The organism is Arthrobacter sp. GmRoot5-12 (genome assembly GCF_059739365.1).
Map to the genome: position 1 here is coordinate 1,897,061 of NZ_AP046056.1, position 24,516 is coordinate 1,921,576.

Consider the following 24,516-nt stretch of genomic DNA (forward strand, 5'->3'; position numbering starts at 1 on the left):
CCTGTTTTCGGTTGGTGGAGGGCGCCGGCCTAGTGCTGGATGAGGGGGCTCAGTTTCGCCGCCCGCGCGGCTGCGCCTTTCATGCCCAGGGACTCCAGCCAGTTGCCGAGCATCTGGTAGCCGCCTTCGGTAAGGACCGATTCGGGATGGAACTGCACACCGCAGAGCGGCGCGGTCCGGTGCTGCAGCCCCATGACCACGCCGGATGCGGTCTGCGCGGTGACTTCCAGGACGTCAGGAATGGACTCCCGGACCGCGGCCAGGGAATGGTAGCGGGTGGCCGTGATGGGGGAGGGGAGCCCGGCGAAAACGCTGGTGCCGATGTGCTCCACCTGGGACGTCTTGCCGTGCATGAGTTCCGGGGCGTGCGTCACCTTGCCGCCGAAGGCCTCGGCCAGTGCCTGGTGGCCCAGGCATACGCCGAACATGGGGACGCTGTTTTCGCCACACCACTTGATCAGCTCGATGCAGATGCCCGCTTCAGCAGGATTACCCGGACCCGGGGAGATGAGGACGCCGTCGCGGGTGCTGGCAAGCTCAATCGCCTCCGCCAGCGTCACGTCGTCATTCCGGACAACTGTGGTCTCGGCGCCCAGCTCCTGGAGGTAGCCCACCAGGGTGTAGACAAAGCTGTCGTAGTTATCCACTACAAGGATCTTGGTTGTGGTCATGGCTGGTCTGTGGAACCAATCGTCGAGTCGGTGAATTGGGTGAAATGGGACATCCAGGGAAACAGGAACTGGACCATCAATACCAGGGCAATGAAGATCAGAACCAGCGAGATGAAGATCCGGAGCCAGAGCGGTCCGGGCAGGTGGCGGAAAATCCAGGCGTACACAGTCAGTTCCTTCCGGTGGCTGCCGCAACCTGCGCCGCGATTTCGGCCGGCGGGCCCGCTGCAGCCGGACGCCAGCTGTCCAGGAGGGCGTAGGCGATGATGCGTTCTTCCGCCCCGAAGCGGGGGTTGCAGCTGGTCATGGTGAGGTAGCTTTCGGTGGGCGTGGCGCCGGGCTGGGTGGGTACCGGTTCCAGGACGTCCGTGCGCGAAGGCATCACAATCTGGTTGTTCCGGAAGACGTAGACGTAATAACCGTCCTTGGTCTGGACGTAGATCTTGTCGCCGGGCACCAGGGTGTGGATGTTATCCAGCACTGCACCGTGCGTCTGGCGGTGCCCAGCCACCGCAAAGTTGCCTACCGCACCGGGCATGGCCGTGTTGCCGTAGTGCCCAAGGCCCAGGGTGTCCAGGACATCCTGGCTGGTCCCCTCGACAATGGGGCGGGTGTAGCCGGGGCCGAACCGGGGGATGTACATGATGCCGATCGTTCCCGCGTGGCCGGGGGCGGTACCCACCACGGGCTTGCCAAAATCCTCACCGGCGGCGGGTGCCGCGGCGGGCGCAGTTGGTGCGGGAGCGGGGGCGGCAGTGCCCAGGTCCTGGGCGAATTCCTTGATGACCTGGCTCTGCCTGGCATCGGACTCGACGTTGGTCCACCACAGCTGCCATGCCACAAAAAGTAGGAGGATGACGCCGGCGGTTATCAACAGCTCGCCCAGAACCTGGATGGTGCCGCGCAGCAGGGCACGACGGGGGGCGGGCGCAGTGGCGGGCCCCGCCTTCTCCTGCAATACCACGCGTTCTCCTCCGGGCGTTTACCCTGGGCACCGGCTGCCCATCAACTGCGGCTAGAATTGGCTGCTAGTAAGAATCCAGATTTGACCAAGATCGCGCAGACCGCTGGAAATTTCCTTCTTGCAGGATACCAAGCCCGGGGCGCCGGTCTTGCCCAGCCCGCCAAGGAGAGCCAGTGCCCGAGTCAAAGCCTCGCAAGAAGACCGCCAGCACCGCCCAGCCGGCTTCCCCCCAGGCTTACAAGCCCAATCCCGTCTGGTTCAAGCCGGTCATGTTTGGACTCATGATTATTGGCCTCTTCTGGATCATCACGTTCTACATCAGCGAGGGACGCTTCCCTGTGCAGGCCTGGCAGTCGTGGAACATCGTTGCCGGCTTTGGCATTGCCATCGTCGGCTTCCTGATGACTACCCGCTGGCGCTCCTGAGCGGCGTCCCGCGACTGTTCCGGGGAGGACTGCCGTGGCTCCCGAATCCGCCGGCGTAGTTATCGGCGAGGATGGCCTCGCGCGGCCGGCGTGGGCCGCGACGGACCCGCTCATGCGGAACTACTACGACCAGGAATGGGGCATGCCCGTCACCGACGAGCAGGGCCTGTATGAACGCATCTGCCTGGAGGGCTTCCAGGCCGGGCTTTCATGGGCCACCATCCTGCGCAAACGCCCCGCGTTCCGCGCCGCCTTTGCCGGCTTCGATCCGGACGCTGTGGCCCTGTTCAGCAACGCGGACGTGGAGCGGCTGTTGCAGGATCCGGGCATCATCAGAAACAGGCTGAAGATCCTTGCCACGGTTAAGAACGCACAGGCAACCCTGGAGCTTCGGAACGACGGCGGCCTGGTGGACTTTGTCTGGGGCTTCCGGCCGGACAGCACCCCGGAGCCCCGGGTTGCCGCGGAGATTCCCACCCAGTCTGCAGAGTCCATTGCCTTGTCCAAGGCACTTAGGAAGCGCGGCTTTTCCTTCGTGGGACCCACCACCATGTTCGCCCTGATGGAGGCGGTGGGAATCGTGGACACCCACCTCCTGGCGAGCCATCGGCGGGGATCTTCCGGCGTCTGGCAGGTGTGAGGCCGGTCGGGGCAGAACCGGTCCGTGGCACACCGTTATCCCCAACTGTTGGGAAAGTTATCCACAGTGTGGAAAAGCCTCCCTGGCAGCTCCAGATGTGGCGGCCGGCCCCCGGGGCCGTGCTGATAAGGCTAAGTCTGCCGGGCAGATGCGGTTATTAACAGTGTGGAATACCTGTGGATAATCCCTACGTGCCCGGTGGATACCCGCGGGGTCCGGGGGTCCGGGGGTCCGGGAGGCTACAGGCGGTCCCGCTTGACGGGATGGTGGCTGGTAATGGAAACCCGGTTGAACGCGTTCATCGTCACCGCAACCCAGCTCACGGCCGAAAATTCCTCTGCCGTGAGGCATTCGCGGGCGGCCGCCTCCGCATGCTCCTGCGTCCGCTGGTCCGGGAGTTCAGTGATGCTCTCCACCAACGCCAGGGCCGCCCGCTCCTTGCCGGTGAACAAGGCCGTGTCACGCCACGCGGGCAATACTGCCAGCCGCTGCGGGGTTTCCCCTGCCTCGCCCGCCTTTCGCACGTGAAGGTCCAGGCAGTAGGCGCATCCGTTGATCTGGGAGATCCGGACGTTGAGGAGTTCCAGCAGGCCGCGCCCGATTCCAGCCTCCTCTGCTGCTTCCTGCACCCTGAGGCCCAGGCCGCTGATTGACTTCCAGAGAGCGGGGTGCTGTTTGTCCAGGTATAGATGCTCGGTGACGCTCACGGGGGTCCTTGTCGATAGAACGGCTTGGCAGGCAACCATCATAGGCAGGACGCGGAGAGCCCGCCGGGGATGTTATCCACTTACCAACAGCGCAATACCCACAAGTTATCCACAACTGTGGGTAAGCCCGTGGAAATCCTCCCGCCGCCGGGCGCTGCGCCTACTCCCGCGGGTTTTCCAACGCGGAAACTACACCTCTGTCAGTTATTAACACTGTGTATAAGGGTGTCGATAACGCCCCTCCGGGGTGGTGCACTGGGCCAACATGACGCTGCCGGTGCGTAGTTGTCCACAAAATCCCGTGGAATCCCCTGCTTATCCACTTACACACAGCAATATCCCCACAGGTTATCCACAGATGTGGAGAAAGCGGCGCAGCCTTCCAGGCCATCCCCGGACGCAGGCCCTAAACGGGAGGATGCGCATATGAACTACAGCTGTGTAAGTTACCAACATTGTGGATAAGCCCTGTGGAAAACAACTCTGCCCCCGACACCATTGGTGGCGGGGGCAGAGTGCCGTTGCGGTTTGGGCGGGATCCTAGAGAGTTACCCGCACCCAGCTCACAGCGATGAGCAGGGCCAGCACGGCCGCCAGCCCCAAGGCCTGGATGACACCCTGGCGGCGTCCGCGCGGAGTGTAGGCGAGGACGGCAGCACACAGTCCGCCCGTAATGAGGCCGCCAAGGTGGGCCTGCCAGGCGATGTGGGGGATCAGGAAGCCAATGACGCCGTTAATGGCAATCAGGACCCACAGCTGGCGGGTGTCGCCGCCGCGCTGCCGTTGAACCAACAGCATGGCGCCGAAAAGGCCGAAGATGGCTCCGGAAGCACCTACCAGCCCCACGAGCCCTTGGCCGGGCACCAACACGGGATTGAGCAGCAGGTAGCCGACTGAACCACCAACCGCTGAAATCAGGTACAGCGCCAGGAACCGGACGCGGCCCAGAACGGGTTCGAGGGCCTGGCCGAAAATCCAGAGCGTATACATGTTCAGGAGGATGTGCAGCAGCGAATCCGGGGAATGGAGGAAGGCTGATGTCAGCATCCGCCAAGGCTCGAAAGCACCGTACTGCGGGGCAACAAAAATGTTGTTATAGGCGAACTGCTTGTATACGAAGTCGCCCGGGATGAGCATCTGCAGTGCGTAAACAACAACGCAGGCCGCGATGATGCCGAACGTCGCCAATGGCTTGCCGGTGGCAACGGCGCCGCCATAGACGGTCCGCACTTCCGGCGTCGAACGTCCTGTTTCGTTGACGCAGTCAACGCATTGGAATCCGACGGCGGCCGCCCGCTGGCAGTCAGGGCATGCCGGGCGCCCGCAGCGCTGGCAGCGCACGTAGGACGGCCGGTCCGGGTGCCGGGGACAGACCGGGACCTGGGCGGACGGCTCGGCCGACGGAATTCCGTAACTCATGCTGGGGTGTTACAGCTGCTCGATGTCGATGCTGTTGATGGTGACGTCTTCAACCGGGCGGTCGCCCATGCCGGTGCGGACACCCTCAATGGCGTCGACGACCTTCCTGGATTCCTCGTCAGCCACTTCACCGAAGATGGTGTGCTTGCCCTGGAGCCAGTCAGTGGGAATGGTGGTGATGAAGAACTGTGAACCGTTGGTGCCCTTGCCCATCTGGATTCCCGCGTTGGCCATGGCGAGCTTGTAGGGCTGGTTGAAGCTCAGCTCCGGGTGGATTTCGTCGTCGAAGCGGTAGCCGGGGCCACCGGTTCCACGGCCCAGGGGGTCGCCCGCCTGGATCATGAAGTCCTTGATGATGCGGTGGAAGATGGTTCCGTTGTAGAGCGGGGTGCCGGTCTTGTCCTCGCCGGTTTCCGGGTGGGTCCATGCCTGTTCACCCGTGGCAAGGCCAACGAAGTTCTTGACAGTCTTGGGCGCGTGGTTGCCGAAGAGGTTAACCACGATGTCGCCGAGGCTGGTGTGGATGGTTGCTTTTGCAGTTGCGATGGCAGTCATAGGCCCCATTCTCCCATGTCGGTTATTTGCGGCCACGGCTGCGGGGGCAGTTCCGCGCTGGGTGAAATCCCCCTAAAATCCGCAGAGTGAATAGCCCGGGGTGATCTGGGCACGTAGGCTAGCGACAGAACCGTCACATTAATCGGGAGGTAGTTGTGAAGAAATCGGATCGTATTACCCGTGACCTTGAGCAGTCGGTCACCAGTGCGGTGGAAAATGCCAAGGATTGGGCGGCACCGCGGGTGGAAGCTGCAGTGGACTGGGCTGTTCCCCGTCTCCAGCACGGCCTGGATACCGCTTCTCCCAAGATCCAGGAAGGTCTGAAGACGGCCGCGCACTCCCTGGCCGACGGTGTTGCCACCGTGACTCCCCGGATCCAGGACGGTCTGGCCCAGCTGGCCCCCAAGATCAATGACGTCGTCGAAGGCGCGTCACCCAGGCTGCACGAGGCTTTGGACAAAGCCACGCCCGTTGTCCTGAATGCGCGCGACCGGGTGGTGGTGGAATACCTGCCCAAGCTTTCGGACCAGATCGGCGTGGCATCCGGTGCAGTCCACCGCACCCTGGAAAACACTCCGGCACGGGTGGATGCCGTCGCACAGAAGCTGGGCGATGTGGGAATCATCCACGCCCTCCAGGAACAGGCCCAGGCAACCGGTGCACAGCTGAAGGCAGCCGCAGCAGGTGCCGGCCGTGCCGCTGAACTCCAGCTGGCCCAGCCCGAAAAGCCCAAGAAGCGCGGCTGGCTGGTCTTCGGAGTTGTTGCTGCTGCCGTTGCCGCCGGTGTCGCCGCGTGGAAGGCATCCAAGCCTGTGGAGGACCCCTGGAAGACTCCTTCACCGGTCACGCCGACTCCTGCCCCGGTGCCCGCCACCACTGTCAGTGATGTCAAGGAAAACACGGCAAACGCTGCCGGCGGCGCTGCCTCTGCTGCCGGATCTGCCTCAGCCGCCGCAGCGGAGAAGGCAGGTGAGGCAGCGGATACGGCCACTGAAAAGTCCGCAGACGCCGCTGACAAGGCCAAGCACGTGGCCGCCGACACCTCGGAGGCTGCCAAGAGCACAGCCGATGACGCAAAACCGGCCACGGAGACTGACAAGGGCAGCAGCCAGGCCTAGTTTTCCCGCAACGCACCAAGGGGCTCCGTTTCACCGCGGGGCCCCTTTTGCGTACCAGAGCCATTCCTCCCGCCGATTTTGCTGACTGCCCTCCACAGACTCCCGGGCCGCCGCAGAAGCGCGGCCACCGCATAAGGCAGGCGGTGGCCCGGGTGCTAGATTTGTAGTGATGCCAGCCAATCGACCCTCTGGGGATGCCTTGAACGACGCAGCCGAACAGCTCCGCGTGTCCATCGTCATCCCGGCTTACAACGAGGAAAGCGTGATCAGGCAGTGCCTCATCGCTGCCATCTACCAGTCCGTTCCCGCCCACGAGATCATCGTGGTGGACAACCTCTCCAAAGACCGCACTGCCGACATTGTCCGCCAGATGCAGCTTGAGTACCCGGAAAGTCCCATCATCCTGCTGAGCCAGGACCGGGAGCAGGGACTGATCCCCACCCGGAACTTCGGTCTGGACAGCGCCACCGGGGACATCCTGGGTCGCATTGACGCGGACTCCATCGTGGAACCGGACTGGGTTGAGCAGGTCCAGAAGGCTTTCGCTGACTGGTCCGTCCAGGCTGCCACGGGCCCTGTGGTGTACTACGACATGCCGATGCGCCGCTTTGGGCTCAAGGCCGACGACAAAATGCGCCAGCTGATGCTCAAGCTGGCCAAGCACCAGTACCATTTCCTGTTCGGCTCCAATATGGCCCTGCGGGCCAGTGCCTGGGAGACCATCCGCTCCGAGACCTGCCGCGACGAAAAGGACGAAATGCACGAGGACATCGATTTGTCCCTGCACCTGGCCGATCATGAGCTTCCGGTACGGTACTGGCCACAAATGGTGTCCGGGATGTCGGCACGCCGGCTGGAGGATTCCCCGCGCGACTACCGCTACTACGTCACCCGTTTTGACCGGACCTATAAAGCCCACAATGTCAGGAAGATGGCGTTGAAGGCCCCCATGGTGGTCTTCTTCTCGGTATATTTCCCGGCCAAGCTCCTCCGGGCCATCCACACGGTCAACACAGCCCAGCCCGTGCGCCGCGGCGGGCAGTAGCTCAGTCCGTCCCCAACTCCGCGAGCCGGTCCGGTGGCGGGGCCGTTCCGCGCCGCGTTGCCATTGCGGCCCTCTGGCCCAGGACCACGACGGCGAGTCCAGCCAGGATCAGGCCGAGTCCGGCGTACGTGCCGGCCGGCAGGGTCTCGTGCAGGAACACGGCAGCCAGCAGCGCTGCGCCGGGGATCTCCAGGAGGATGATCATGGAGACGATGAGCGGGCTCATGGTGGCCAGCAGGTGGTTGAATGCGGTGTGGCCCACCAGCTGCGCACAGACGGTGATGGCTGCGATTCCCAGCCAGCCTGCGGGCTCGAACCCGGCCAGGGGTTGGCCGGCGAACAGCGCCAGTACTGCCACGAGGGCGGCGCACATCCCGTAGCAAAGCGTGGTGTAGGTTCCGGTGGTCATGCTTTGCCGCGCCTTGCCCCCGGCCAGGGTGTAGAGGCCTGCCAGTGCGCCACCGGCCACCGCCAGCAGGTCTCCCGTGAGTGCCTGCGGTGAGGTTCCGAGGTCGAAGCCGGTGATGGCAACGACCCCGCCGAAGGCGATGCCCAGACCGGCCAGGACCTGCCAGCGGTGCCGGGTGCCGCGGAAGAGCTGGAAGACCGCAATCCAGGCCGACTGCAGGCAGACCAGGGCTGTTGCGGCGGCTACGGAGGTGAGCTGCAGGGAAGTGATGAAGCAGGCAAAGTGCAGTGCGAGGGCGACCGCGGCCAGGGACGACCAGCCGAACTCGCGGCGGGAAATCATGCCGAACTGGCGGGGCTCCCGGACCAGGGTGGGCGTGGCCATGACGGCCGCTCCGATGGCGTTCCGCCAAAAGGCAATGGCCAGGGCGCTGACGCTGGTTGCGCCAAGTGTGGCCGCTATCAGGGGGCCCGATGAGGCGACGCCGAGAACGCCGAGGGCCGCGATGATCAGATTCACGGCAACCCCCTGAAGCTCGTCCCTGACAGAGATGGAAAGCGAAAAGTCCCGGCCAGCGTTTCCGCTGACCGGGACTTCCTTATGGTGGAGGCACGGGGACTCGAACCCCGAACCCCCTGCTTGCAAAGCAGGTGCGCTACCAATTGCGCCATGCCCCCATAAGAAGCAACCCGTCAATCATACCCTAGAACCGTGGAGCCCCTGACAGGCTCCCGGGCTAGTCCACCGTATCGGTTGACTTGCTCCAGACTGTTTTCCGGGCTTCGGATTCCTGTGCTTTCCGGTAGACCAGGATGCCTGCGATTGCCGCTGCCAGTACAAGCAACTTCTTCACATGCTCCCCGTTCCAGCCAGGTAATGGATGAATCCATCCCTGACCCTTGTTTGAAACCTGCACAGGTTCCGTGGGCGTACCAGGACTTGAACCTGGGACCTCTTCGTTATCAGCGAAGCGCTCTAACCGCCTGAGCTATACGCCCCGATCCCTCATCGGGCCGAGACATGACTTTACAGCACACCCCGGCCCGATCTCAAATCGGGCCTTTCCGCCGGTTTTGGGCCGGCGGAAATGGCTTCCTAGTCGTCGGTGAGGGTAACGCCAATGCCGCCCACCAGGGTGGCAGAAATGTTGTAGAGGACAGCTGACAGCATGGACAGCGCCGTCAACAGGACGACGTTGACCACGGCAATGATGGTGGCGAACGAGGCGACCTGTCCCAGTGAGGCCACCTTCTTCAGTTCGAAGCCGCCGCTTTCAGAACCTGCGAGCGTACCGAGCAGGCTGTCCACCTGGTCGAAGATCCCGGTCAGGTCCAGAACAGTCCAGAGGACAATGGCGGCCACCACGGTAACGATTCCCAGTGCCACGGAGAGCAGGAACGCCATCTTCAGGACGGACCACGGGTCCACCTTGCTGATCAGAAGACGGGCCCGGCGGACCTTGGCCTTCGGCGCCGGCTTGACCAGGCCGGGCGTCCCCTGGCCCGGGGCCCCTTGGGCGGGACGCTGCCCCGCCGGTGCCGGGCGCTGCCCCTGAGGGCCCTGGAAGGGGCGCTGGCCGGGCTGCGCGGGACGGTCTCCCTGCTGCGGCCGCTGGCCCGGGACAGCAGGTCGCTGGCCGGGAGCGCCGGCAGGGGCTGCCGGCCGCTGCTGCGGACGTACGGGGGCGTTCACGCGGGGAGCCCCTGCAGGCCGGTTCCCGTCGGGAACAGTACTGTTCGGCTTGGGAAATGAGTCGGAATTACTCACTCGTTACCTCCGTGTTGTCTTCGTTCGGCTCAGCGTCGCCCGAGGCGTCCTCTGACTCAACGGCCGGTGATTCTTCTGCCACTGCTGGCTCGGCGGATTCCCCAGCGGTCCCGCCATCTTCAGCCAACGTTACGTCATCCCCCGAGGATTCCTCGTCCTCAAGACCGCGTTCGCTGTTGCGTGCCACCTCAATGATCCGGTCGTTCTTGTCCGGCTTGGCGAAGATGACGCCCATGGTGTCACGGCCCTTGGCCGGGACACCGGCAACGGAGGAGCGGACAACCTTGCCGCCCTCCATGACCACCAGGACTTCATCCTCCTCCTGGACAATGAGCGCCCCCACGAGGTGCCCGCGCTCTTCCTGGTACTTGCCCACCTTGATGCCCAGGCCGCCGCGGCCCTGGAGGCGGTATTCCTCCACGGCCGTACGCTTGGCGTAGCCGCCCTCAGTTACGACGAACACGAATGAGCCGTCGGTGACCACGTCGGCAGCCAGGAGTTCATCGTCCTCACGGAACTTCATGCCGGTCACACCCGAGGTGGCACGTCCCATGGGGCGCAGCGCGTCGTCCGTAGCGGTGAAGCGGATGGACTGGCCCTTGCGGGACACCAGGAAGAGGTCGTCGGTTTCCGACACAAGCTGGGCGGAGACCAGTTCATCGCCGTCGCGCAGGTTGATGGCGATTACGCCTGCGGAACGGTTGGTGTCATAGTCCTCCAGCCTGGTCTTCTTCACCAGGCCCCTCTTGGTGGCCAGGACCAGGTACGGCGCCTGCTGGTAGTCCTTCAGGTCAAGGACCTGCGCAATGTGCTCATCCGGCTGGAATGCCAGCAGGTTGGCCACGTGCTGGCCCTTGGCGTCCCGGCCCGCTTCCATCAACTCGTACGCCTTGGCACGGTAGACCCGGCCCAGGTTGGTGAAGAACAACAGCCAGTGGTGGGTGGTGGTCACGAAGAAGTGCTCCACTACATCGTCACCCCGAAGCTGGGCACCCTTGATACCCTTGCCACCGCGCTGCTGCGACCGGTAGTTGTCGCTGCGGGTGCGCTTGACGTAGCCGCCGCGGGTGATGGTGACCACCATCTCCTCTTCGGGGATGAGGTCCTCCATGGACATGTCGCCATCAAAGCCCATCAGGATCTTGGTCCGGCGGTCGTCACCGTGCTTGTCAACGATTTCGCCCAGTTCGACGCTGATGATCTCGCGCTGGCGCTGCTCGGAGCCCAGGATCGCGTTGTACTCCTCGATCAGGGCTTCAAGTTCGGCGTGCCGGTCCTGGATCTTTTGGCGTTCCAGGGCGGCCAGGCGCCGCAGCTGCATGTCCAGGATGGCCCGGGCCTGCAGCTCGTCGATATCCAGCAGTTCCATCAATCCGTCGCGTGCGGCTTCGGTGGTGTTGGAAGCACGGATCAGGGCAATGACCTCGTCCAGCATGTCCAGTGCCTTAAGGAGGGCACGGAGGATGTGGGCTTCCTCTTCCGCCTTGCGCAGGCGGTAACGGGTACGGCGCGCAATGACGTCCATCTGGTGGGTTACCCAGTGCCGGATGAACGCATCGAGGCTGAGTGTCCGCGGAACGCCGTCCACGATGGCGAGCATGTTGGCGGAGAAGTTGCTCTGCAGCTCTGTGTGTTTGTAAAGGTTGTTGAGCACCACCTTGGGCACTGCATCGCGCTTGAGGACGATCACCAGGCGCTGGCCGGTGCGGCCGGAGGTTTCGTCCCGGAGGTCGGCGATGCCTGAGATCTTGCCGTCCTTGACCAGTTCGGCGATCTTGATGGCCAGGTTGTCAGGGTTGGCCTGGTACGGGAGCTCCGTGACCACCAGGCAGGTGCGGCCCTGCAGTTCCTCAACCGCAACCACTGCGCGCATGGTGACCGAACCGCGGCCGGTCCGGTAGGCGTCCTCGATGCCCTTGTGGCCCAGGATGGTGGCGCCGGTTGGGAAGTCGGGGCCCTTGACCCGCACCAGCAGTTCCTCGAGCAGTTCTTCCCGGGTGGCGCCGGGGTTGGCCAGGTACCACTGCACGCCGTCGGCAACTTCCCGGAGGTTGTGCGGCGGGATGTTGGTGGCCATGCCAACGGCAATGCCCGAGGAGCCATTCACCAGCAGGTTGGGGAACCTTGCCGGCAGGATGGTGGGTTCCTGGTTCTTGCCGTCGTAGTTGTCCTGGAAATCGACGGTTTCCTCGTCGATATCCCGGACCATTTCCATGGCGAGCGGTGCCATCTTGGTTTCGGTGTACCGGGGTGCCGCTGCGCCGTCGTTGCCGGGCGAACCGAAGTTGCCCTGGCCAAGGGCCAGCGGGTAGCGCATGGTCCAGTCCTGGATGAGGCGGACCAGGGCGTCGTAGATGGCGGTGTCGCCATGCGGGTGGTACTGGCCCATGACCTCGCCCACCACGCGGGCGCACTTGTTGAAGGACCGGTCGGGGCGGTAGCCGCCGTCGAACATCGCGTACAGGACTCGGCGGTGCACGGGCTTGAGGCCGTCGCGGACGTCCGGAAGGGCACGGCCCACGATGACGGCCATGGCGTAGTCCAGGTAGGAACGCTGCATTTCGGTCTGCAGGTCCACTTGTTCCACACGGTCGATCAGCACGTCGCCTTCAAGAACGGTGTCCGGAGTCCCGGCCTCGGGGGCGGGAATCTCGGGGGTTTCGTCGCTCATTCTTTATTTTCCGTTTCAGGTATATGTCTGGTTCCGAATACTTTGGAGCGGGTCCTTAGATGTCCAGGAACCTGACATCCTTGGCGTTCTGCTGGATGAAGTTGCGGCGTGATTCCACGTCTTCGCCCATGAGGACGGAGAAGATCTGGTCGGCGGCAAGGGCATCGTCCATGGTCACCTGCAGCAGCGTGCGGTGGTCGGGATCCATGGTGGTGTCCCACAGCTCGGTGTAGTCCATCTCGCCCAGGCCCTTGTAGCGCTGGATGCCGTTATCCTTGGGGATGCGGCGACCGGCGGCCTGTCCCGCCACCAGCTTGGCGTCGCGTTCGCGGTCGCTGTAGACGTAGTCATGCGGCGCGTTGGACCATTTGATCCGGTACAGCGGCGGCTGCGCCAGGTACACGTAGCCGTTCTCGATCAGGGGACGCATGTAGCGGAACAGCAGGGTCATCAGCAGGGTGGTGATGTGCTGGCCATCCACGTCGGCATCTGCCATGAGCACAATCTTGTGGTACCGCAGCTTGGCGAGGTCGAAGTCCTCACCGATGCCGGTTCCGAAGGCGGTGATCATGGACTGGACCTCCGCGTTGCCCAGGGCCTTGTCCAGGCGCGCGCGTTCCACGTTCAGGATCTTGCCGCGCAGCGGCAGGATGGCCTGTGTCTCGGGGTTGCGGCCGCGCTTGGCGGAACCACCGGCGGAGTCACCCTCCACGATGTAGACCTCGCACTTTTCCGGATCCTTGGAGGAGCAGTCGGAAAGCTTGCCAGGCATGCCAAAGGACTCCAGCGGGCTCTTGCGCCGGGCATTGTCCCGGGCCTTGCGCGCTGCCATCCTTGCCTGGGCGGCGGAGATCGCCTTGCGGATGACGTCGCGGGCGGGGCCTGGGTTGCGCTCCAGCCAGTCGCCCAGGCCGTCGGTGACAACGCGCTGGACGAAGCCCTTGACCTCGGAGTTGCCCAGCTTGGTTTTGGTCTGGCCTTCGAACTGGGGTTCAGCCAGTTTGACGGAGATGACGGCGGTGAGGCCCTCACGGATGTCGTCACCCGTGAGGTTGTCTTCCTTCTCCTTGATGATGCCCTTCTCCCGGGCGTACCGGTTGATGAGGGATGTCAGGGCAGCGCGGAAACCTTCTTCGTGGGTGCCGCCCTCGTGGGTGTTGATGGTGTTGGCGTAGGTGTGCACGCTCTCGGAGTACGCGCTGGTCCACTGCATGGCCATTTCCAGGGCGATGCGGCGTTCCGTGTCCTCGGTTTCGAAGGCGATGACGTCTTCGTGGACAACCTCCACCTTCTTGCCCGAGTTCAGGTGCTTGACGTAGTCCAGCAGGCCTTCGTCGTACTGGTACACCACTGTGCGGTGCTCTGCGCTGACCTCACCCTCGGTGCTGAGGTCGTCGAGGTCCAGGTCGCCGTCCGAGTCGTCGGCTGCCGTGCGCTCGTCCGTCAAGGTGATACGCAGGCCCTTGTTCAGGAAGGCCATCTGCTGGAAACGGGCGCGGAGCGTCTCGAAATCGAACTCGGTGGATTCAAAGATCGCAGGATCGGGGTAGAAGGTCTGGGTGGTGCCGGTGGCGTCCGTCTCCTCGCCCTTAACCAGGCTGCCCTGGGGCTTGCCGCCGTCGGCAAACGACATCCGCCATACGTGCCCCTGGCGCCGCACTTCGGTGTCCACGCGGCTGGAGAGGGCGTTGACCACGGAAATGCCGACACCGTGCAGGCCACCGGAGACGGCATAACCGCCGCCGCCGAACTTGCCGCCGGCGTGCAGGATGGTCATGACCACCTCGACGGTGGGCTTATGTTCAGTGGGGTGCATGTCCACGGGAATGCCGCGGCCGTCGTCCACCACCTTCACGCCGCCGTCGGCCTGAAGGACCACCTCGATATGGCTGCAGTAGCCGGCCAGCGCCTCATCCACTGAGTTGTCCACCACTTCATAGACCAGGTGGTGCAGGCCGCGGGGCCCTGTGGAGCCGATGTACATGCCGGGACGCTTGCGGACAGCTTCCAGGCCTTCAAGCACAGTGATATCGCTGGCGCCGTATTCCCTTTGGGTGCTGGGCGCAGCCGGGGTATCAGGGGTGCGGCCATCCTCGACTGCTGTATCTGCTGCCAGAATATCTGTATTGTCGTTAGCCACAGGCGCTGCGACTCCTCTGTTCTCGATGATGGCCGGCCGGTTTCTTTTCCCAAGGAAAAGCCACCCGCCAACAGGCACAAACTTATGGCGCCGGTGACTTGCTGACGGTTGGTGCTCCACGCTCCGCACGCGGATAGCGCGCGGAGAACGGACTGGTGTCAACGTTTCATCCGCGCCCAGTTATCTGCATCGATTCTACCGCGAACAGGTCCAGATCCCTGCATTCGGAGGGCCTTCGCCGCCAGTGAACATGGCCCTCCGAGGCTCTGGGTCCCGCCTAGGGCGGCCCCGCGGTACGCCCTCCGGGTGCCTATACACGCTGCGGTCCTTACAGCGCCCTACACGCCCTCGGGCGCAGTTTCAAGAGCTGGGTGCCGGCTATCCGTACGTGTCCCGCGGCCCACGGCCGTTGACGCTGCGTCCACCCTTGCGCCAGCTGGGTGCCGAGGGGCCGAGTACCTGGATGCTGGTCACCACGCCGTCGCCCAGTTCCCGGCGGAATTTATCGAGGAGGCTGCTGCTCAAAAGCCGCAGCTGCGTGGCCCAGGCAGTGGAATCACACCGCACGTGGAGTGTGGTGTCGGTAAAGCTTTCGGGAGTGCAGTGGGCCGAGATTTCCGGCCCCACCAGTGTGGCCCACTCCGCCATGACGGAACCGACGGCCACCGGTGACGTCCAGCCGCGCTCTGCCACCAGCCGGCCAACAACTTTTCCCAGGCCCAGGGGGTCGCGGCCCGTGGAGTGGAACTGGCTGAAGCCGCGCGTGTCACGGATACCGCCCTTGGCCTTCTGCGAACCAGGCCGGGCCACCCTGCGCCGGACTTCACCGCGCGCGGCCGCGGCTTCGCGCATCCGGTTCAGCGCAGCCTGCGGGGCATCGATGTTGTCAGGCTCGCGGCCGGGCTGCGGCCCCCCGCCCTGCTCAGTGCTCATCGATACCTCCCGGGATGACCTTCACCCGCCGCCCGGACAGCTCTTCCGGAATATCGGCGTCGACGGCGGCGGTCACCAGGACCTGTTCCGCGCCGGAGACTATTGCCGCCAGTTTACGCCGCCGCTGGACATCAAGTTCGGCAAACACATCGTCCAGGATGAGGATGGGCGCCGAGCCTCCGGTCCGGGCATCGTCCAGCATCACGTAGTACGAGGCCAGCCGGAGCGACAGGCACATGGACCATGTTTCCCCATGCGAGGCATACCCCTTGGCCGGCGCCTGGCCCAGCATCAGCTCCAGTTCGTCACGGTGCGGCCCAACCAGCGATATGCCCCGTTCCAGTTCCTTCTTCCGCGACTCCGCAAAGGCCTGGACATACCGTTCCGTGAGTTGTTCCACCGAGAGAAGTCGCAGGTCATCCTGCCCGTCCGAAGTACCCCCGGCAGCGGCGCGCTGCACGCCGCCGGCCGGGACGCCGTCGTCGTCCATTTGGTTCTGGAGCGTTGAACGGTAGGTGGCGTCGGCGGGCTTGGTGGCGTCCGTGAGCTCAGCATAGGCGCGGGCCAGGTGCGGGCGGAGCCGTTCCACCAGCTCCAGCCGGGCGTGCAACAGTTCCGCGCCGGCGCGGGCCATGTGCTGGTCCCATACGTCGAGGGTGGATTCATGCGCTGCGGTGAATTTTCCGGCGCGGGCCGATTTCAGCAGGGCATTGCGCTGTTTCAGGACACGGTCGTAGTCACTGCGGGTGGCGGCATGATGCGGAATAAGGCTGGCCAGCAGCTCATCAAGGAAGCGGCGGCGGTTGGACGGATCGCCCTTGACCAATGCCAGGTCTTCCGGCGCGAACAGGACGGTCTGGCAGATGCCGAGAAGATCGCGGGCACGGACCGGGTTGCTGCGGTTGATGCGGCCACGGTTGGCGCGGCCGGCATTGATTTCCAGCTCTAGGACCGTGACCTGGGTTCCGCGGACCAGCCGGGCACGCACCAGGGCACGCTCCGTGCCGAACCGCAGCAGCGGCGCATCGGAACCCACCCGGTGCGAGCTGAGCGTGGCCAGGTAGCCGATGGCCTCCATGAGGTTGGTCTTGCCGATGCCGTTGTATCCCACCAGGACGGTGACGCCCGGGCCCAGGGCAAGGTCAACCTGGGCGTAACTGCGGAAGTCGGTCAGTGAAAGGTGTTCCAGGTACACGCGGTTTTCGGCAATTCTGGGAACGCTGCTGGTTCCCGGTGGGTGCTACTTGGCGGGACGGGTTGCGTGGCCGCCAAACTGGTGGCGGAGCGCGGAAACCATCTTCATGGCAGGAGAGGTGTCTTCGCGCGATGCGAACCGGGCGAACAGCGCGGCGGTGATGGCCGGAGCGGGCACTGCGTTGGCAATGGCCTCTTCCACGGTCCAGCGGCCCTCGCCCGAGTCCTCTACGTAGTCGTCGATCGAGGACAGTCCCGGGTCCTCGTCAAGTGCCTTGACCATGAGGTCCAGCAGCCACGAGCGGACCACCGTTCCCTTCTGCCATGCCCGGAAGGTGCCGGGCAGGTCGGTGACGATGTCCTTGGCCGCGAGCAGTTCGTAGCCTTCGGCATATGCCTGCATCAGGCCGTACTCGATTCCGTTGTGGACCATCTTGGCGTAATGGCCGGCACCGATGCCGCCCACGTGGACGAAACTGTCCGCCCGTTCGCCCTCGGGGCGCAGGGCGTCAAAGACGGGCAGTGCGCGTTCGATGTCGGCGGCGTCACCGCCGGCCATCAGTCCATAGCCGTTCTGCAGGCCCCAGACTCCGCCCGAGACGCCGCAGTCCGCAAAGCGGATCCCCTTGGCGGCAAGCAGTTCGCCGTGTTTCTGGTCTTCGGTGAACCGGGAGTTCCCGCCGTCGATGACCAGGTCGCCCTGTTCCAGTTTTTCACTGAGTTCGCTGATTACCGCGTCCGTGATGGCCCCCGACGGCACCATCACCCAAATAATCCTGGGCACCGGGACGGCAGCGATCAGGTCATCGACGCTGGCGGCATCAGTGACGTCCGGGTTCCGGTCATAGCCGGTGACCTCCACGCCACCTTTGCGCAGCCGCTCGCGCATGTTGAATCCCATTTTGCCAAGGCCAATCAGTCCAATGTGCATTATGCGGGTTCTCTTTCTGCATGGCGGGAGCCTATGAGGCGAGGGTGGCGGTGGTTGGGGCCCCATCGGCGAGGGACCCGGCCTGAGCGTGCGAAGGCTGGGAGCCGATGGGGACTAGTTGGGAAGGCGGACCGGCATCACCAAGTAGCGGTAGTCATCCTGGTCCTCGCCGTCGGCGTCTGCCTGGGCCGTGATCATAGCCGGCTTGGGCGCCGTGGTGAAGGAGAAACGGACGAACTTGGTCTCAATGACGCTGAGGCCTTCAATCAGGTAATGCGGGTTGAAGGCAACCGTGATGTCGTCACCGGAAAGCTGGGCCTCCAGCTCCTCGGAGGCTTGGGCGTCCTCACCGGTGCCTGCGTCCAGGTTCAGCAGGCCTGAGGTGAAAGCAAGCCGGACCGGGGTGTTGCGTTCGGCCACGAGCGAGACGCGCCGGACGGCCTCCACCAGTTCCTGCGTCTGGACGGTGGCGTGGATGGGCGTGGACTCCGGGAACAGCGAACGGATTTTCGGGTAGTCACCGTCCACCAGCAGTGACGTTGTGGTGCGGCCGCCGCTTTCGAAGCCGATAAGCCGGCTGTCGTCGTCGGACAGGGCCAGGTTGATGTCACCGCTGTTGCCCAGCGTCTTGGCCACCTCGTTGAGGGTCTTGGCCTTGACCAGGGCACTGGTGGAGATGCCCGGGGTAACCGGCTTCCACGGTACTTCGCGCATGGCGAGCCGGTACCGGTCCGTTGCCAGAAGCGTTATCAGGTCGTCTTCGATCTCCATCCGCACGCCGGTGAGGATGGGGAGGGTGTCGTCCTTGCTCGCAGCGATGATGACCTGGGAAACGGCCTGGGCAAAGGCGTCGCCCGGAACGGTTCCACTGATGGCCGGCAGAGCAGGCAGCGGGGGGTACTCGGCTTCGGGCATGGTGGCCAGGTGGAAGCTGCTTCGGCGGCAGGTGAGCGTGACTTTGTTGCCATCCGTTTCGACATCCACCGGAGCGGAAGGCAGGCTGCGGCAGATGTCGGCGAGCAGGCGGCCCGACACGAGGATGGTTCCTTCGTCCCTGATGTCCGCCGTGATTTCAAGCCGTGCCGAGGTCTCGTAGTCGAAGCTGGAGAGGCTGACCGTTCCCGCTTCAGCCTTCAACAGCAGGCCGGAGAGGACAGGCACCGGCGGCCGCGGAGACAACGAGCGGGCTGTCCAGGTGACGGCTTCTGCCAGGACGTCCCGATCGACTCTGAACTTCACGGAAGGGTGCCGCCTTTCATTGCTGCTGCCAGGTAAACCCGGGAATTTCGCAGGGAAACTCCGGAAGAAGTGGGGCGCACCCTGGCTGGTGCATGGTTCGTCGAGCTCGCAACCACGCAGAAACCCAGGGATGGGAGCGCTGCTGACAGCTTAGCCGGAAGATCCTCGATTAACCCATCCCCCGGTGTACAGCCCGGCCCGCTTTGGGGCCGGCAGGCCCCCTCGCCGGGTGTTCGGATCGATCTTGTTGTTTGAGGGAATTCAATTTTTTGGGATTCGTAGTGTTAATAACTGCTGTGGAAACTGTGGATAACCCTGTCCTGCCCCACCGTTCCGCGGTTAAGGCCTGTTCACGGACTGTGCGTTAACTGGGTTTTAAACAGGGTGTGGATGGGGACAACGTGAAAGCCGGTTTTTAACGATCCACAGACGGCTTAAGGGTTTTAAGCCCATTAACCGCGCTTGTCCCCTTAACTATCCACAGGCTTATCCACATGCCCCTGTTAATAAGGTATGGAGTGCCGGGGGCGGTGTGGATTCAGGAGTCGCGCTGTTGCTGTTTGATCCGGTTGGTCAGCTCTGTCACCTGGTTGTAAATCACACGGCGTTCGGCCATCAGTTCGCGGATCTTCCGGTCGGCGTGGATGACCGTCGTATGATCGCGGCCGCCAAGTTCCTGCCCGATCTTGGGAAGCGACATGTCAGTCAGCTCCCGGCAGAGGTACATGGCGATCTGCCGGGCGGTGACCAGCGTCCGGGTCCGGGACTTGCTGCACAGTTCTTCCATGCTGAGCTTGAAGTAGTCCGCCGTCTGTTGGAGGATCTGGGCGGACGTGATCTCCTGCGCGCCGTCGTCGGTAATCAGGTCCTTCAGGACCATTTCGGCAAGTGCCACGTCCACGGGCTGGCGGTTCAGGCTTGCGAAGGCCGTTACCCGGATCAGGGCACCTTCAAGCTCGCGGATATTGCTGGAAATCTTGGAAGCGATGTACTCCAGGGCATCATCCGGTGCCGACAATCCCTCGCTCAGTGCCTTCTTGCGGAGGATGGCGATACGGGTTTCGAGTTCCGGCGGCTGGATGTCCGTCAGCAGGCCCCACTCGAACCGGGACTTCATGCGGTCCTCGAACCCTGCCAGCAGCTTGGGCGGCTGGTCCGAGGTGATGACTACCTGCTTGTTGTTGTTGTGGAGCGAGTTGAACGTGTGGAAGAACTCCTCCAGCGTCCGGTCCTTGCCCGCCAGGAACTGGATGTCGTCGATGAGCAGCACGTCCACGTTCCGGTACGTGGTCTTGAAGCTGGCGCCCTCGTCGTCACGGATGGAGTTGATGAAGTCGTTGGTGAACTCTTCGGAGTTGACGTAGCGGACACGGATCCCGCTGTAGAGCCGCCGGGCGTAGTGGCCGATTGCGTGCAGGAGGTGGGTCTTGCCCAGTCCGGAGTCACCGTAGATGAAGAGCGGGTTGTACGCCTTGGCAGGAGCTTCGGCGACAGCGACGGCGGCTGCGTGGGCAAAGCGGTTCGAGGAACCGATCACGAAGGTGTCGAAGACGTACTTGGGGTTCAACCGGCCGAATTCATGCGACGTGCTGGGCAGCATGGGCTGCGGCTTCTGCTCGATGAGCTGGTCAGGTGCGTAGGCGGGCTCGACGACGGGCTCAGGCTCCTCATGGATGGGAACCAGATCCGTGTCGACGTCGATGGCGCAGCGGATGTCCTCGGAGAAGACGTTGTGCAGGGCATCGTCCAGGGCGTCCTTGACCTGGGTCTGGAGCACTTCCCGGGTGAGTTCATTGGGCACGGCCACCAGGAGGGTGGAACCGATGAGCCCCTGCGCCTGGGCAAGGATGACAAAGCCCCTCTGGCGGGGTGATACGCGGTGGTCCTGTTCCAGCAGGCTGACAACCCGGCGCCAGGAACTTCCGACAGTATTGGCGTGGTTGGCTTCGTCTACTGTCATCAATCGGTTCCCTCAAAACTTGCTTTGCCTGCATTGCCTGCAGCCCAAGTCCGGAACCAGGGTGCTGGCCCCACTTAATCCACAGGGTTATGCACAGTCCGTGGATAATCGGCTACTGGGACACTCTAGGGGATGAAAAGCCTAGAAGATAGCTGGCTATCCGGCTGTGGATAATTACACTGTTGTGGTTCCCGGAACGCCCCTGTGAGCCACTTCATCCACAGGCTGTTGGGGATACTTAGGCACAGCTGGGGACAGCCGCCAAGGCGCCTTCCGGTTTGACTCCGGCCTGCAGATTGCCCTAACGTTGTGAAGTCCTTTGTGTCCGCTTTTTGGCCCCATCTGAACTCTCCAGGCGCAGTGCGTCCGGACAGCCGGGGGAAGCGTGCATATACAAAACTTAGCGTCGGCCAGTTCTTCCCCATACTGATCGGGTGGGCGCACCTTTGATCCACTGGAGTAACTAACGTGAGCAAGCGGACTTTTCAGCCGAATAACCGCCGTCGAGCCAAGAAGCACGGCTTCCGCCTTCGTATGCGTACCCGTGCCGGCCGTGCCATCCTGGCAGCCCGTCGTGGCAAGGGCCGCACCGAACTGTCGGCCTAGATAACTGGCTTGTCGGTAGACATCCCTTTGCGAGTTTAAGGTGCTGGCCGCCCGCAACCGCTTGAGGACCTCAACCGATTTTTCAACAACCGTACGTTCCGGTGTCCGCAATGGGCGCCGGAACGTAGTGTTATATGCGGCAGCCATTGCTGCCGACGAACCCAGCCGGATCGGGTTCATTGTTTCCAAGGGTGTAGGGAACGCTGTGGTCAGGAACCTCGTTAAGAGGAGACTGAGAGAAGCAGCTGCTGCCTCGTTGCGAGAGCACGGTACAGGACTGGCTATTGTGGTGCGGGCGCTTCCGGCGTCCGCGTCCGCCAGTTGGGACCAGCTGCTGTCGGACTACAACGCTGCATTGGAATCCACGCTGAACCGGCTGGCTGGCCGCCCTCCACGGGCTGCCGCGACAGGTTCGGCCGGTACAACACAGGAGGGGACAACGCGTGTCTAACGCCACCGCCGTCGTCGCCCGTTTCCGCAACGTGCCTGCCGCCGTCGGCAAGTTCCTCTGGAACCTGCCCCGCAACGTCCTCATTCTTCTGCTGATGGCCTACCGCAAGGTGGTTTCTCCCTTGTACGGGCCGGTCTGCCGATTCTTCCCTTCCTGCTCGGCCTACGCCCTTGAAGCGGTCACTGTCCATGGCGCCGTCAAGGGGAGCTGGCTCGCGGTCCGGCGCCTTGGCCACTGCCATCCATGGAATGCCGGCGGAGTGGACCACGTCCCCGCCGGCCACAGGGAATGGCCCGCAGGCCAGACCCCCACAATTGTTGTGCTGAACAATCCGGACAGGTACCTGGTTGCTCGGACTGATGAAGAAGGCCGCAGTGCGGCCTGACGAATAGGGATAAGTATGGACTTCTTTGGAACAATCATGGCCCCGTTCAAGTGGCTGGTTTCCATCATCATGATCGGATTCCACGATGGCTTGAGCGCCATCGGGATGCCTGCTGCGAACGGCTGGACCTGGACTTTGTCCATCATCGGACTCGTGCTGGTGATCCGTGCCGCCCTGATCCCGGTATTCGTCAAGCAGATCAAGGCCCAGCGCGGCATGCAGCTGCTGCAGCCCGACCTGAAGAAGCTCCAGGACAAGTACAAGGGCAAGACCGACCAGCTGTCCCGCCAGGCCATGGCCCAGGAACAGATGGCCATGTACAAGAAGCATGGGACCAACCCGTTCTCGGCCTGCCTGCCCATGCTGATCCAGATGCCGTTCTTCTTTGCACTGTTCCAGGTGCTCTCCGGTATCTCCGCCGCAAAGGACCAGGGCGCCGGCATCGGTGCCATGAGCCATGAGCAGGTTGTGGAATTCGACGCGTCGAGCATTTTTGGTGCTCCGCTGTCTGCCTCCCTGCTGCATGGCGGGGGTGGCGGCAACCAGGTTGCTGTGTGGATCCTTTCCATCGTGATGATCCTGGCCATGACGGCCTCGCAGTTCATCACCCAGAAGCAGATCATGGCCAAGAACATGTCCGAAGAGGCCATGGCCAGCCCGTTCATGCGGCAGCAGAAGATGATGCTTTACATCCTGCCCATCGTCTTCGGTGTGGGCGGCATCAACTTCCCCATCGGTGTGCTCATCTACTGGACCACCACCAACCTGTGGACCATGGGCCAGCAGTTCTTCGTCATCCGCCGCATGCCGACGCCGGGATCCCCCGCAGCCAAGGCCCTCGCCGAACGCCGTGCCGCCAAGGGCCTCCCCGCCCTTTCCGTCCTCACCGGCAAGCGGGATGAAGAAACCGACGCCGCCGCGGCCGCCGCACTTGAGACCAAGGGACAGCGCGTCCAGCCCCAGCGCAAGAACAGGAAGAAGAAGTAATGTCAGCCGAGAGCACCGAACACGCCCTTTCTGAAGAGATTGAAGATCAGGACGAGCCCGTGAACCAGGATGCTTCGTCCGCCAAGGTCTCCGCCGCCAGCCGCCTCGAGGAAGAGGGTGACGTGGCTGCCGACTACCTTGAGGAACTGCTGGACATCGCCGACATCGACGGCGACATTGACATCGAGGTCCGCAACGGCCGGACGTACATTTCCATCGTTGCCGACGAGGAAGCCGATGGGCTGGAGAGCCTTGTCGGCGAGGACGGCGAGGTCCTCGAGGCCCTCCAGGAGCTCACCCGGCTGGCGGTCCTGTCCGCCACGGAAAACCGCTCCCGGCTTGTCCTGGACATCAACGGCTACCGGCAGGAACGCACCGGCCATCTGCAGAAGATCGCCGAAGACGCAGCGGCTTCCGTGAAGGAGACCGGCAAGTCCGTCGCCCTGGAACCGATGAGCGCCTACGAACGCAAGATCGTGCACGACGCCGTGGCCGACCTCGGCCTGGTCAGCGAGTCCGAGGGCGAAGGCTCCGGACGCCACATTGTTGTTTCCGCAGACTAGAGAATGCTGACCCGATAACCATGGTTGACATCACGGCAGCAGAGCTTCGCGCTGCTGAGAAGATCTTCGGCGACCGCCTGGACCTGGCAAAGCGCTACGTGGAGCATCTGGCAACGTCCGGCACCGAGCGGGGCCTGATCGGGCCGCGCGAGGTTCCCCGGCTGTGGAGCCGGCACGTGCTCAATTGTGCCGTCATCGAAAGCGAGATCGCCCAGGGAAGCCACGTTGCCGACGTCGGAAGCGGCGCCGGACTGCCCGGCCTGTGCCTTGCCATTGCGCGCCCCGACCTTGAGCTCACGCTCATTGAACCCCTGGAGCGTCGCGTGATCTGGCTCCAGGAAGTGGTTGATGACCTGGGCCTGGACAATGTCACGGTGATGCGCGCCCGCGCCGAGCTCGCCGTGGGGCAGGTGGAGGCTGACGTGGTGACAGCCCGTGCGGTATCGGCGTTGACCAACCTCGCCGGCCTGACCATCCCGCTGCTGGGTGGCCACGGTGAAGTGGTGGCCATCAAGGGCCGCAGCGCCGGCGAGGAGATCGAGAAGGCTGCCAAGACCATCCGCAAGTTGGGTGGTATTGAGACTTCCGTGCTGACGGTGGGCGACAACCTCCTTGAGGAACCCACCACGGTGGTCCGCATCGTTGTAAACAAGCCCCAAAAGAAGTCCTAATGCGGGCCCGCTGACGGCTGTCAGCGGGTCGGAGCAGTTAGGCTAGACAACGGCAGCAAAATTGG

Annotated in this window: 26 protein-coding genes and 2 tRNA genes; 10 read left to right on the forward strand and 18 right to left on the reverse strand. The window is 63.5% G+C overall.

The genetic code is table 11. The annotated features are described in order from the left end of the window. Positions 1 to 29: 29 nt before the first annotated feature. The 3 genes from AC6JAM_RS08660 to AC6JAM_RS08670 are packed head-to-tail and all read right to left on the reverse strand — an operon-like array spanning position 30 to position 1,635. Entirely contained in the window at positions 30 to 671 is a 642-nt protein-coding gene (locus tag AC6JAM_RS08660; protein ID WP_018769895.1) for an aminodeoxychorismate/anthranilate synthase component II, read from the reverse strand. Beyond that, a complete protein-coding gene (locus AC6JAM_RS08665) occupies positions 668 to 838 on the reverse strand; it encodes a hypothetical protein (protein ID WP_018769894.1) in 171 nt (56 codons plus the stop codon). Before AC6JAM_RS08665 ends, AC6JAM_RS08660 begins: the two co-directional genes overlap by 4 nt. A gap of 2 nt (positions 839 to 840) precedes the next feature. Then, positions 841 to 1,635, reverse strand: coding sequence for a class E sortase (locus tag AC6JAM_RS08670; RefSeq protein WP_018769893.1), 795 nt, complete (start codon positions 1,633 to 1,635; stop codon positions 841 to 843). A 173-nt stretch (positions 1,636 to 1,808) separates the two neighbouring features. Here AC6JAM_RS08670 and AC6JAM_RS08675 point away from each other — a divergent pair, with 173 nt between their 5' ends. Both AC6JAM_RS08675 and AC6JAM_RS08680 read left to right on the forward strand, forming a co-directional pair. Continuing rightward, positions 1,809 to 2,060, forward strand: a complete 252-nt coding sequence (locus AC6JAM_RS08675; RefSeq protein ID WP_018769892.1) for a cell division protein CrgA — start codon at positions 1,809 to 1,811, stop codon at positions 2,058 to 2,060. Positions 2,061 to 2,094: 34 nt separating this feature from the next. After that, positions 2,095 to 2,700 (forward strand): DNA-3-methyladenine glycosylase I, encoded by a 606-nt coding sequence (locus AC6JAM_RS08680; protein ID WP_497934495.1) that lies wholly within the window; start codon positions 2,095 to 2,097, stop codon positions 2,698 to 2,700. Between the two features lie 239 nt (positions 2,701 to 2,939). On the opposite strand, the gene AC6JAM_RS08685 is transcribed toward AC6JAM_RS08680, so the two are convergent. From AC6JAM_RS08685 to AC6JAM_RS08695, 3 genes are all read right to left on the reverse strand, one after another. Continuing rightward, positions 2,940 to 3,407, reverse strand: coding sequence for a carboxymuconolactone decarboxylase family protein (locus tag AC6JAM_RS08685; RefSeq protein WP_018769890.1), 468 nt, complete (start codon positions 3,405 to 3,407; stop codon positions 2,940 to 2,942). 540 nt (positions 3,408 to 3,947) lie between these two features. Then, the gene (locus AC6JAM_RS08690; protein ID WP_026265864.1) at positions 3,948 to 4,826 is read right to left on the reverse strand and encodes a rhomboid family intramembrane serine protease; all 879 of its coding nucleotides are present in this window, start codon (positions 4,824 to 4,826) and stop codon (positions 3,948 to 3,950) included. A 9-nt stretch (positions 4,827 to 4,835) separates the two neighbouring features. Further along, positions 4,836 to 5,381, reverse strand: coding sequence for a peptidylprolyl isomerase (locus tag AC6JAM_RS08695; RefSeq protein WP_018769888.1), 546 nt, complete (start codon positions 5,379 to 5,381; stop codon positions 4,836 to 4,838). Positions 5,382 to 5,536: 155 nt separating this feature from the next. On the opposite strand from AC6JAM_RS08695, the gene AC6JAM_RS08700 reads away from it, so the two are divergent. Both AC6JAM_RS08700 and AC6JAM_RS08705 read left to right on the forward strand, forming a co-directional pair. Continuing rightward, entirely contained in the window at positions 5,537 to 6,499 is a 963-nt protein-coding gene (locus AC6JAM_RS08700; RefSeq protein WP_018769887.1) for a hypothetical protein, read from the forward strand. Positions 6,500 to 6,668: 169 nt separating this feature from the next. Further along, a complete protein-coding gene (locus tag AC6JAM_RS08705) occupies positions 6,669 to 7,544 on the forward strand; it encodes a glycosyltransferase family 2 protein (protein WP_026265863.1) in 876 nt (291 codons plus the stop codon). A gap of 1 nt (position 7,545) precedes the next feature. Here the strand turns inward: AC6JAM_RS08705 and AC6JAM_RS08710 are convergent, their stop codons facing one another. From AC6JAM_RS08710 to dnaA, 12 genes are all read right to left on the reverse strand, one after another. Then, a complete protein-coding gene (locus tag AC6JAM_RS08710) occupies positions 7,546 to 8,472 on the reverse strand; it encodes a DMT family transporter (RefSeq protein WP_018769885.1) in 927 nt (308 codons plus the stop codon). A gap of 82 nt (positions 8,473 to 8,554) precedes the next feature. Continuing rightward, positions 8,555 to 8,630 (reverse strand) — tRNA-Ala (locus AC6JAM_RS08715). A gap of 59 nt (positions 8,631 to 8,689) precedes the next feature. Next, positions 8,690 to 8,806 (reverse strand): DLW-39 family protein, encoded by a 117-nt coding sequence (locus AC6JAM_RS08720; RefSeq protein ID WP_018769884.1) that lies wholly within the window; start codon positions 8,804 to 8,806, stop codon positions 8,690 to 8,692. 71 nt (positions 8,807 to 8,877) lie between these two features. Further along, positions 8,878 to 8,951, reverse strand: a tRNA-Ile gene (locus AC6JAM_RS08725). A 97-nt stretch (positions 8,952 to 9,048) separates the two neighbouring features. Continuing rightward, positions 9,049 to 9,720: a DUF3566 domain-containing protein gene (locus AC6JAM_RS08730; protein WP_026265862.1), complete on the reverse strand. Its 672-nt coding sequence runs from the start codon at positions 9,718 to 9,720 to the stop codon at positions 9,049 to 9,051. Then, positions 9,713 to 12,391, reverse strand: a complete 2,679-nt coding sequence (gyrA, locus tag AC6JAM_RS08735) for a DNA gyrase subunit A (protein ID WP_018769882.1) — start codon at positions 12,389 to 12,391, stop codon at positions 9,713 to 9,715. Before gyrA ends, AC6JAM_RS08730 begins: the two co-directional genes overlap by 8 nt. A 55-nt stretch (positions 12,392 to 12,446) precedes the next feature. Next, positions 12,447 to 14,531, reverse strand: a complete 2,085-nt coding sequence (gyrB, locus tag AC6JAM_RS08740) for a DNA topoisomerase (ATP-hydrolyzing) subunit B (protein WP_026265861.1) — start codon at positions 14,529 to 14,531, stop codon at positions 12,447 to 12,449. A 378-nt stretch (positions 14,532 to 14,909) separates the two neighbouring features. Beyond that, entirely contained in the window at positions 14,910 to 15,464 is a 555-nt protein-coding gene (locus AC6JAM_RS08745; RefSeq protein ID WP_018769880.1) for a DciA family protein, read from the reverse strand. Further along, positions 15,454 to 16,659, reverse strand: coding sequence for a DNA replication/repair protein RecF (gene recF / locus AC6JAM_RS08750; protein ID WP_478222625.1), 1,206 nt, complete (start codon positions 16,657 to 16,659; stop codon positions 15,454 to 15,456). The genes AC6JAM_RS08745 and recF overlap by 11 nt, the downstream gene beginning before the upstream one ends. A gap of 45 nt (positions 16,660 to 16,704) precedes the next feature. Next, positions 16,705 to 17,589 carry a phosphogluconate dehydrogenase (NAD(+)-dependent, decarboxylating) gene (gnd, locus tag AC6JAM_RS08755; protein ID WP_018769878.1) on the reverse strand — a complete coding sequence of 295 codons (885 nt, stop codon included), beginning with the start codon at positions 17,587 to 17,589 and terminating at the stop codon, positions 16,705 to 16,707. A gap of 114 nt (positions 17,590 to 17,703) precedes the next feature. Beyond that, a complete protein-coding gene (dnaN, locus tag AC6JAM_RS08760; protein WP_018769877.1) occupies positions 17,704 to 18,828 on the reverse strand; it encodes a DNA polymerase III subunit beta in 1,125 nt (374 codons plus the stop codon). 538 nt (positions 18,829 to 19,366) lie between these two features. Then, a complete protein-coding gene (gene dnaA / locus AC6JAM_RS08765) occupies positions 19,367 to 20,788 on the reverse strand; it encodes a chromosomal replication initiator protein DnaA (RefSeq protein WP_018769876.1) in 1,422 nt (473 codons plus the stop codon). A 468-nt stretch (positions 20,789 to 21,256) separates the two neighbouring features. Between dnaA and rpmH the strand changes: the two genes are divergently transcribed. From rpmH to rsmG, 6 genes are read left to right on the forward strand one after another with little or no spacing between them, the layout of a single operon-like run. Then, positions 21,257 to 21,394 (forward strand): 50S ribosomal protein L34, encoded by a 138-nt coding sequence (gene rpmH, locus AC6JAM_RS08770; protein WP_003800212.1) that lies wholly within the window; start codon positions 21,257 to 21,259, stop codon positions 21,392 to 21,394. A 40-nt stretch (positions 21,395 to 21,434) separates the two neighbouring features. Next, positions 21,435 to 21,845, forward strand: a complete 411-nt coding sequence (gene rnpA, locus AC6JAM_RS08775; RefSeq protein ID WP_081620205.1) for a ribonuclease P protein component — start codon at positions 21,435 to 21,437, stop codon at positions 21,843 to 21,845. Continuing rightward, entirely contained in the window at positions 21,838 to 22,230 is a 393-nt protein-coding gene (gene yidD, locus AC6JAM_RS08780) for a membrane protein insertion efficiency factor YidD (protein ID WP_018769875.1), read from the forward strand. The genes rnpA and yidD overlap by 8 nt, the downstream gene beginning before the upstream one ends. Positions 22,231 to 22,245: 15 nt before the next feature. Next, on the forward strand, positions 22,246 to 23,217 hold the full coding sequence (yidC, locus tag AC6JAM_RS08785) for a membrane protein insertase YidC (RefSeq protein WP_018769874.1): 972 nt from the start codon (positions 22,246 to 22,248) through the stop codon (positions 23,215 to 23,217). Next, entirely contained in the window at positions 23,217 to 23,780 is a 564-nt protein-coding gene (locus tag AC6JAM_RS08790; RefSeq protein WP_018769873.1) for a Jag family protein, read from the forward strand. The genes yidC and AC6JAM_RS08790 overlap by 1 nt, the downstream gene beginning before the upstream one ends. A 20-nt stretch (positions 23,781 to 23,800) precedes the next feature. After that, positions 23,801 to 24,451, forward strand: coding sequence for a 16S rRNA (guanine(527)-N(7))-methyltransferase RsmG (rsmG, locus tag AC6JAM_RS08795; RefSeq protein WP_018769872.1), 651 nt, complete (start codon positions 23,801 to 23,803; stop codon positions 24,449 to 24,451). Positions 24,452 to 24,516: the final 65 nt, after the last annotated feature.